This window comes from Veillonella sp., assembly GCF_019414865.1.
GTDB lineage: Bacteria > Bacillota > Negativicutes > Veillonellales > Veillonellaceae > Veillonella.
On record NZ_DXLG01000041.1, the window covers coordinates 4,927 to 13,388 of the forward strand.

An 8,462-nucleotide genomic window follows, 5' to 3' on the forward strand; every position below is an offset into this window, starting at 1 on the left:
TAGTAGGCGAGGTTTCACTTTTACAGTGAAACCTGCCAATGTAATAAAAAGGAGGGATACGATGAAGGTTTCTGATGAAACTATGTTATTCCGTAAAGTAGACGATGAACCGATGACAGCTGAAGAGGTTCTTACTCGTGTTTATCAATCTATTCAAGAAAAAGGTTACAATCCAATCAATCAAATCTTAGGGTATCTTATTTCTGGAGATCCAGCGTACATTACAAGCTATAATAATGCACGTTCTGATATCCGTCGTTTAGAGCGGGATGACTTGATTGAGGAATTGTTGAAAGAATACGCAAAGGCAAAACAACTATAATGAGAATTATGTCATTAGATGTGGGCAGCCGTACTATCGGTATTGCCTGTAGTGATGCACTGCTCATGACAGCACAAGGTATTGAAACCATTCGTAGAACATCTCTTGAAAAAGATTTTAATCGCTTACAAGAACTCATTGCTGAATATGAAGTACATGAGCTTGTAGTAGGTATGCCGAAGAATATGAATGGTACAAAAGGTGAACGAGCTGAAAAGACTGAAGAATTCGTTGAAAAGATGAAAGAAGTCATCGATTTACCTGTTTCATATTGGGATGAGCGGTTATCTACGGTTATGGCTGAACGGCAACTCATTGCAGCTGACGTAAGTCGTAAAAAGCGTAAATCCGTTATTGATAAAATGGCAGCGGTTGTAATTTTGCAAGGATACTTAGATCGCTTGCAGTTCAATAAATAAATCTTTTTTTCCACAAGGAGGGTTTCCAATGGTTGACCAAAACTTTGAAGGTGAAGTGTATTATTTAGAATTCGAAGACGAAAACGGCAATAAACAATACTTCACAGAAGATGTTGTTCTAAACCATGAAGGTCGTGAGTATGCAGTTCTTGTACATGTACAAGACGAAGAGGCAGACCACGAAGGTCAAGATGACACATACATGATCTTGGCTAGCATCGAAAAAAATGAAGAAGGCGTAGAAGTATACGTACCTTTAGATGAAGAAGATGAAGTTTTTGAGACTCTAGTAAAATTGTATGAAGAAATGGAAGATGGCGAGTAGTCGTCTTCTTTATAAAAATAGCGTATTGTCTTTGGATAATACGCTATTTTTATTTGCTATTTATTAAGGGCCCCATAATATGATAATGTCCTTTTATATAGGGGAAATATGGACTTTATGGTATAATAAGATGATAAATACTGTTATGTTACAGAAAGGAACTCAACGTCGTGAGAAAAGCCTTAAGATACATTTTAATCCTTATTATTGTAGGCGTATTAATCATCGCAGGTGGTTTGGGAGCGATTTATTTAGTGCCAAACACCTTTGCTCAAGATGATGGTACACAAGTACTTGTCATCGAAAAAGGTCAGACTGGCACTGAAATTGCAGACATGCTCTATGAACGAGGTCTTATTCGTTCCACACAAGGCTTTAAGCTTTGGTTATATTTGAGCGGCACCAATGATAAACTTCAAACTGGTCACTACCAAATTCCTAACAAGGTAACTGTGCGCGAACTCATTTCTTTATTACAAGAAGGTCATGTAGAATCTATTCGTGTTACAATTCCTGAAGGATACACAGTTGGTGATATAGCTATCGTTCTTGAAAAAAATCAAATTATGAAGGCAAAGGATTTCTTAGCAGAAGCAAAGACCTTTGTACCATATCCATATATGAAAGGTACAAGACCTGCTACATATCCGGTAGAGGGCTTCTTATTCCCAAGTACTTATGAAATTCCAGTAGGTGCAACGCCACGTGAAGTGATTCAAATGATGGCTGACGAAATGAATCGTTACCTCACACCGGCTGTGAAGAAACAAATTCAAGCTCAACACATGAGTATTCATGACTTTGTAACATTGGCATCCATTGTTGAACGTGAATCTTTGTTTGATGCAGATCGTCCAACAATTGCAGGGGTATTTAAAAAACGGTTAGCCCATGGTATTCCATTGCAATCTGATGCGACAATTTCCTATGTACTTGGTTATGCAAAAGAAGATGTAACTATTGGTGATACGCAATTGCAAAGCCCGTATAATACATACGTATCTAAAGGCTTGCCACCTGGTCCAATTGCGAACCCTGGTAAAAAAGCATTAGATGCAGTTTTGCATTCTGAAGATACAGATTATTTATACTTTGTAGCAGATAAAGATGGACATAACCACTTCTCTAAAACATATGAAGAACATTTAGCGGAAGTTCATAAAATCTATGGTAATGATACGGCTACATCCTCTAATACAGAGGCAGCAGTACAAGCTGGTCCTAACTATGACGTGGCTGTGGCAACGACAGAGCCTAACTACAATTACAGCTCTGAAGAAGCGGTGGAAGCAGATTCTCAATATGTTAATGTGGAACCTACGTACAAATATACACCAACAACGGTTCCAGCTGCTGAAATTCCAGCACCAACACCAGCTCCACAAGCACCAGCACAATCTGCACCAGCAACTCAATCATCTAGTTCTAACTCTTATGTGCCAACTACAACACCTGCTCCAGAATCTATGCAAAATGTTGTACCAAGTACACAACAAGTACCTCATATTGAAGTAAAGCCAGCTGAATCTGTGGATCGTTCTACGGTGGTAATTCCTAGTGGTAATAGCAATAAATAATGTAGGAGATTGAATCTACTTTCATGACATTAAATGATATTTTAAATGAACAGCGTATTTACGCGATGATTAATGGTGTACCGATTCTACGAGAATCTGAGGTTCATCTCTTTGAAGAATTAATAGGTTTGTACCGGCCCACCTCTGTGTTAGAGGTGGGCACCGCCATTGGGTACTCTGCTTTGTTGATGGCTCCGCTACTCGACGAAGAGGAGGGACATATTACATCTATTGAACTAGATGATGTGCGTCACGAAATGGCGAAATATTATATTAACCAATCTGATTATGCCGATACAATTACATTGCTGAAAGGCGATGCGTCTCAAGTCTTAACGGAACTCACCGGTGAATATGATCTAGTATTTTTAGATGGTCCCAAAGGACAATATCTTAAACAATTAGAACTCATTTTGCCTCATGTGAAAGAAGGAGGCGTTATCCTTGCAGACAATGTACTTTTTAGAGGCTATGTAAGAGGCGATAAGGAGCCGCCAAAACGGTTTAAAACTATCGTAAAACGGTTAAAAGAATACTTAACGTATGTTGAAAATAAAGAATTGTTTAACACCACCATCTATCCAATGGGTGATGGTATGAGTGTGAGTGTGTGGAAAGGGCACAACAAATAATGGCAGAACATTTTATGGAATTGCTTTGTCCAGCCGGTAATATGGACAAGCTTAAAATGGCTATTCGCTACGGTGCGGATGCCGTATATTGTGCAGGCAAACGTTTTGGCTTGCGCGCAGGTAACTCTAATTTCTCCGACGAGGAATTAAAGGAAGCTGTAGAATTCGTACATGCTCATGGTAAAAAAATCCATGTAACATGTAATATCATTCCTCATAATGAGGACTTTGAAGGTTTAGAGGATTATTTGAAATTCCTTGAAAGTATCGGCGTTGATGCGATCATCGTAGCCGATATGGGTATCTTTAGCCTTGCTAAACGCGTGGCTCCAGGCCTTGAGCTTCACGTAAGTACACAAGCATCTACAACAAACTGGCATACAGTGCAAATGTGGAAAGAACTGGGTGCTACACGCGTCGTAGCGGCTCGCGAAGTATCCTTAGCAGACCTTAAAGAAATGAAGGATAATGTAGATATCGAAATCGAATCCTTCGTACATGGCTCCATGTGTATTTCTTACTCTGGTCGTTGTCTATTGTCTAACTACATGACAGGCAACCGTGATGCGAACCGCGGTCAATGTTCTCAATCTTGCCGTTGGAAATATTCCCTTGTTGAATCCAACCGACCTGGTGAATATTATCCAATTGAAGAAGATGAACATGGCACATATATCTTTAACTCTAAAGACTTGTGCTTGATTCACCGCATTCCTGATTTATATGAAGCTGGTATTGATAGCCTTAAAATTGAAGGCCGTATGAAATCCGTTCACTATTGTGCAACAGTAGCAAAGGTATACCGTACAGCTATCGATACATATCTTAAAGAAGGCAAAGACTGGTATGTTCGTCCAGAATGGATTGCAGAATTAGAAAAGATTTCTCACCGTCCATATACAGATGGTTTTGCAGAAGGTCGTCCTGATGAAACAGCTCAAAACTATGGTAAATCTACCAATACACAAAGCCATGATTTCATCGGTTTAGTTATGGGCTACAACGAAGAAGAAAAATACGTTGATCTTGAACAGCGCAATAACTTCAAGGTAGGCGATAAAGTAGAATTCTGCCAACCTAAAGGTGAACTTGTGGAAACTGTAATTGAAAAAATGACAGACGAAGATGGTAATCCAATCGACGTAGCGCCTCATGCGCAAATGAAAGTGCGTATCTACATGGATACACCACTTGAGCCGTATTCTATGATGCGCCGTGAGTGCAAACCAAAAGAAGCTTAGTAGGTAGTATATTAACGACAAACATATCTAATGGATGCCTATACTAGCAACATGTATAGCATTTACATTTTATAGTAATGATGTGTAGGAGGACTTATGAGTGGTACATCTTTAGAACCGAGTAAATCTATCGGTGCATTTACTGATGTACCAGATTTAGCAACCTCTGGGGAAGAGGCGTATGTGTACTTTCATCTTGAACCGAAGCATACGAACTATATCAATCGCATCATTGAAGGCTATGAATACTTAGGGGTTATGACATCTATTGATGTAAATGGACGCTGTATGCTAAGGTGTACACCTTCAACACGGCCCTTGGCTATTGAATTATTAAGTAGTCTATCGGACTATGTCACTATCGAGGATTAATATAATATTTTTATCATTACATCAAACTGTTTAGACCTAGTAGAGAAATGAGAGTATATCTATGAAACAATCTATGTTGAAACGTGCATTATTAACAGCTTGTCTAAGTATATCTATGGCAGGCGTAGCTATGGCAGGTCCTGTAGGCCCTGTTATTATTCCTCAAGCAGGGGATGTAGTAGTCATCAATCATGGTCCTGATATGACCTTCACGGGTAATATCAACTTTGATGTGGAAAGCCAAACTAACAATAATTTACAAGTTGGCTCCACTGTGATTCCTAATGTTGTATATGGTGCAGCGTTCAATAAAACTGGTGCGCCAGATACAATTATCCCAGCTCAAACTTACGTGTATGTAGGCACAAAAGATGGGGCGAATGCTTTCACAGAGGCTAGCGATGCTGACAAAAAAGGTGGTAACTGGAATGTAGAAACCTTGAAAAAAACTAAATCTGGTGACGTACAATTGGCAAGCCGTGGCATTCCTGAAAAGCCATTGGCAAATCAAGTAGCAACTATTAAAGATTCCATTATGCTTAGCGCTGTAGACCTCAGTACAACAGAGGTAGGCCGAAACAGCAAGGGCGTTCTATACATGACTGTTCCTAAGGAATTAAAATTGACTGCTGATACAGGTATTCCTGAAGATGTACGGGAAACAATGCCAGCTATGTTCCGTGGTAAAATGGGTGACTCCCTCATGGTAAACCTTATGCCTCTTAATGAAGAGGAGAAACAACAATTAGCGGCAAATCCACATAATGCAAATACAATCGTATTCAACCGTGGTATGAGCATGGCGAAAATGATTGGTTCCTCTGCACGTACAAGTAAAGTGTACACATATATGAAGGATCATTATTTGAACCTCGTTATCGTAGCAAAAGATTACGATGATAACGGTGCTCGTGGTAGTGGTGTTATGATGGTATCTAAACAAGATAACTCTAACGATGTACTCTTAACACTTTACAAAGGCCCAGATCTTTCCAATAGCAAATTGGAAAAAGTAATTGGTGCTATGTTATCTACAAACTTCAAACGCTAATAATCTAGCTCATGTACAGTGAGCTGTAGTAGAGCTACATTAGTTAGCGTATATATGATAATCTTAATAAACGGCTCGAGTTTCATATGTACCCCTTTTAATGGACAACCCGTAAAGGGGGTACATATCAGTTATATCGGGCCGTTTTTATATGGTGTGTTTGAAAGCGTTTCTTTAATTTATAGCTTTTGTGAAATTTACAGATAAACTGTATTGAATTTTTTAATTCTCTATGATACTATAATCTAGTAAAAGTTATGCAAAGGACATGATTCTCATATCCCTGTGTACCAGAGAGAGGCTGATGCTGGAAATGCCTTACACATATATCAGAGTTACCCCCTTTAAACTGATTTGTCGAACCTAAGTAGGCAAATACGGCCGCCACCGTTATCGGGCTTAATGAAGTGAATTAACTATACACATATATTCGTATAGGTAGTTAACTAGGGTGGAACCGCGAATGATCTTCGTCCCTTGTTTTGTAGGGATAGAGGGTCTTTTTTTATTACAAAAATCCAGTCTATCCTAGATAATAATTGGAGGAAATTAAAATGGCAGATGTAAAAATCATTTTACCTGATGGTAGTGCAAAGGAATACGCTGCTGGCACTACTCTTGGGGAAGCAGTAAAACAATTATCTAACAGCTTGGCTAAAAAAGTACTAGCTGCTAATGTAAATGGTGAATTAACAGACCTTCGCGAAGAACTCGTAGATGGTTCTGAAGTAGCTTTCTTAACATTCGAAGAAGATGGTGGTAAACATACTTTGCGTCACACAGCTTCTCATATTTTGGCTCAAGCGGTTAAACGCTTATGGCCTGAAGCTAAATTGGCTATCGGGCCTGCTATCGATAAAGGTTTCTACTATGATATCGATATGGAACATACTTTGACTCCTGAAGATTTGGGTAAAATCGAAAAGGAAATGAGCCGTATTGTAAAAGAAAACTTGCCTATCACTAAATCTGTAATGTCTCGTCAAGAAGCTATCGAGTTCTTCAAATCCAAAAACGAAGACTACAAGGTAGAATTGATCGAAGATCTTCCTGAAGATGCTGTTATCTCTTGCTATGCGCAAGGCGACTTCATCGATCTTTGTGCAGGTCCTCACGTGGCATCCACTGGCAAGGTAAAAGCTTTCAAATTACAAAGCATTGCAGGTGCATACTGGCGCGGCGATGAAAAGAATAAAATGTTGCAACGTATTTACGGTACAGCATTTGAAAAGAAAGAAGAACTTGATGCATACCTTCACTTGCTTGAAGAAGCAGCTAAACGCGACCATCGTAAACTTGGTAAAGAACTAGGCTTGTTCGTTATCAAAGAAGAAGGCCCTGGATTCCCATTCTTCTTACCAAAAGGGATGGCACTTCGCAACGAATTGGAAAACTTCTGGCGTGAAGTTCACCATGAATTCGATTACGAAGAAATTCGCACACCAATCATTTTAAATAAACAATTGTGGGAAACATCTGGTCACTGGTTCCATTACCGTGAAAATATGTACACTACAATCATTGATGATGAAGAATATGCAATTAAACCAATGAACTGCCCAGGCGGTATCTTGGTTTACCAAAACGAAATGCATTCCTACCGTGACTTCCCATTGCGTTACGCTGAACTTGGTTTAGTTCACCGTCATGAATTGTCCGGTGCTTTACACGGCTTATTCCGTGTACGTGCATTCACACAAGACGATGCTCACGTATTCATGTTGCCAGATCAAATGCAATCTGAATTGATGAAAGTTATCGAATTGTTCGACCGCATTTATAGCCAATTTGGTTTGAAATACCATGTTGAATTGTCTACTAAACCAGACAATGCAATGGGTGACGATGCCATTTGGGAAGCTGCTACAGAAGCATTGCGCAATGCTATTGAAGCAAAAGGTATTCCTTATGTAATCAACCCTGGCGACGGCGCATTCTACGGCCCTAAACTTGACTACCATATCGAAGATTCCTTAGGCCGTACATGGCAATGTGGTACTATCCAATTGGATATGAACTTGCCTGAACGTTTCCAAATCGAATATGTTGGCGAAGATGGTCAAAAACATCGTCCTATCATGATTCACCGTGCATGCTTCGGCTCCATGGAACGTTTTATCGGTATCTTAACTGAACACTATGCAGGTGCGTTCCCAACATGGATGGCTCCTGTACAAGTTAAAATCTTGCCTATCTCTGAAAAACATGTTGAATATGCTAAAGAATTGGCAAAACAAATGCATCGCGACTATGTACGTGTAGAAGTGGATGATCGTAGCGAAAAAATTGGCTACAAAATCCGCCAAGCACAAATGGCAAAAGTTCCATACATGCTTGTGGTAGGCGATAAAGAAGTTGAAGAAGGCACAGTTAACGTTCGTAAACACGGCGGTGACGAATTAGGTTCCGTACCATTCGAAGAATTCTTCAATTCTATTAAAATCGAAATCAAAGAACGTAACTAATTGATTATTATGACTCATCCATCAATATTACCGATGGATGAGTTGTCATGTTTGAAAT

Annotated in this window: 9 protein-coding genes and 1 other annotated feature; all 9 genes read left to right on the top strand. The window is 39.4% G+C overall.

The features are described 5' to 3' along the window. Positions 1-61 precede the first annotated feature (61 nt). The 9 genes from QZ334_RS04105 to thrS all read left to right on the top strand — a co-directional run bounded on the left by QZ334_RS04105 (position 62) and on the right by thrS (position 8,404). Complete coding sequence (locus tag QZ334_RS04105) at positions 62-322, top strand: IreB family regulatory phosphoprotein (protein WP_009351224.1); 261 nt, start codon at positions 62-64, stop codon at positions 320-322. Beyond that, the gene (gene ruvX, locus QZ334_RS04110; protein WP_005386119.1) at positions 322-741 is read left to right on the top strand and encodes a Holliday junction resolvase RuvX; all 420 of its coding nucleotides are present in this window, start codon (positions 322-324) and stop codon (positions 739-741) included. Before QZ334_RS04105 ends, ruvX begins: the two co-directional genes overlap by 1 nt. Before the next feature lie 28 nt (positions 742-769). Further along, positions 770-1,066 (top strand): DUF1292 domain-containing protein, encoded by a 297-nt coding sequence (locus tag QZ334_RS04115; RefSeq protein WP_005386121.1) that lies wholly within the window; start codon positions 770-772, stop codon positions 1,064-1,066. A 170-nt stretch (positions 1,067-1,236) separates the two neighbouring features. Then, on the top strand, positions 1,237-2,643 hold the full coding sequence (gene mltG / locus QZ334_RS04120; protein WP_295232177.1) for an endolytic transglycosylase MltG: 1,407 nt from the start codon (positions 1,237-1,239) through the stop codon (positions 2,641-2,643). Positions 2,644-2,666: 23 nt separating this feature from the next. Beyond that, entirely contained in the window at positions 2,667-3,275 is a 609-nt protein-coding gene (locus QZ334_RS04125; protein WP_295232179.1) for an O-methyltransferase, read from the top strand. Next, positions 3,275-4,516 carry a peptidase U32 family protein gene (locus QZ334_RS04130; RefSeq protein ID WP_105085861.1) on the top strand — a complete coding sequence of 414 codons (1,242 nt, stop codon included), beginning with the start codon at positions 3,275-3,277 and terminating at the stop codon, positions 4,514-4,516. The genes QZ334_RS04125 and QZ334_RS04130 overlap by 1 nt, the downstream gene beginning before the upstream one ends. 96 nt (positions 4,517-4,612) lie before the next feature. After that, positions 4,613-4,888 carry a DUF4911 domain-containing protein gene (locus QZ334_RS04135; protein WP_060923942.1) on the top strand — a complete coding sequence of 92 codons (276 nt, stop codon included), beginning with the start codon at positions 4,613-4,615 and terminating at the stop codon, positions 4,886-4,888. A 61-nt stretch (positions 4,889-4,949) separates the two neighbouring features. Next, positions 4,950-5,939 (top strand): hypothetical protein, encoded by a 990-nt coding sequence (locus QZ334_RS04140; RefSeq protein ID WP_295232182.1) that lies wholly within the window; start codon positions 4,950-4,952, stop codon positions 5,937-5,939. 248 nt (positions 5,940-6,187) lie between these two features. Then, positions 6,188-6,420, top strand: a binding site (T-box leader). Between the two features lie 73 nt (positions 6,421-6,493). Beyond that, complete coding sequence (gene thrS / locus QZ334_RS04145; protein WP_105089385.1) at positions 6,494-8,404, top strand: threonine--tRNA ligase; 1,911 nt, start codon at positions 6,494-6,496, stop codon at positions 8,402-8,404. Positions 8,405-8,462: the final 58 nt, after the last annotated feature.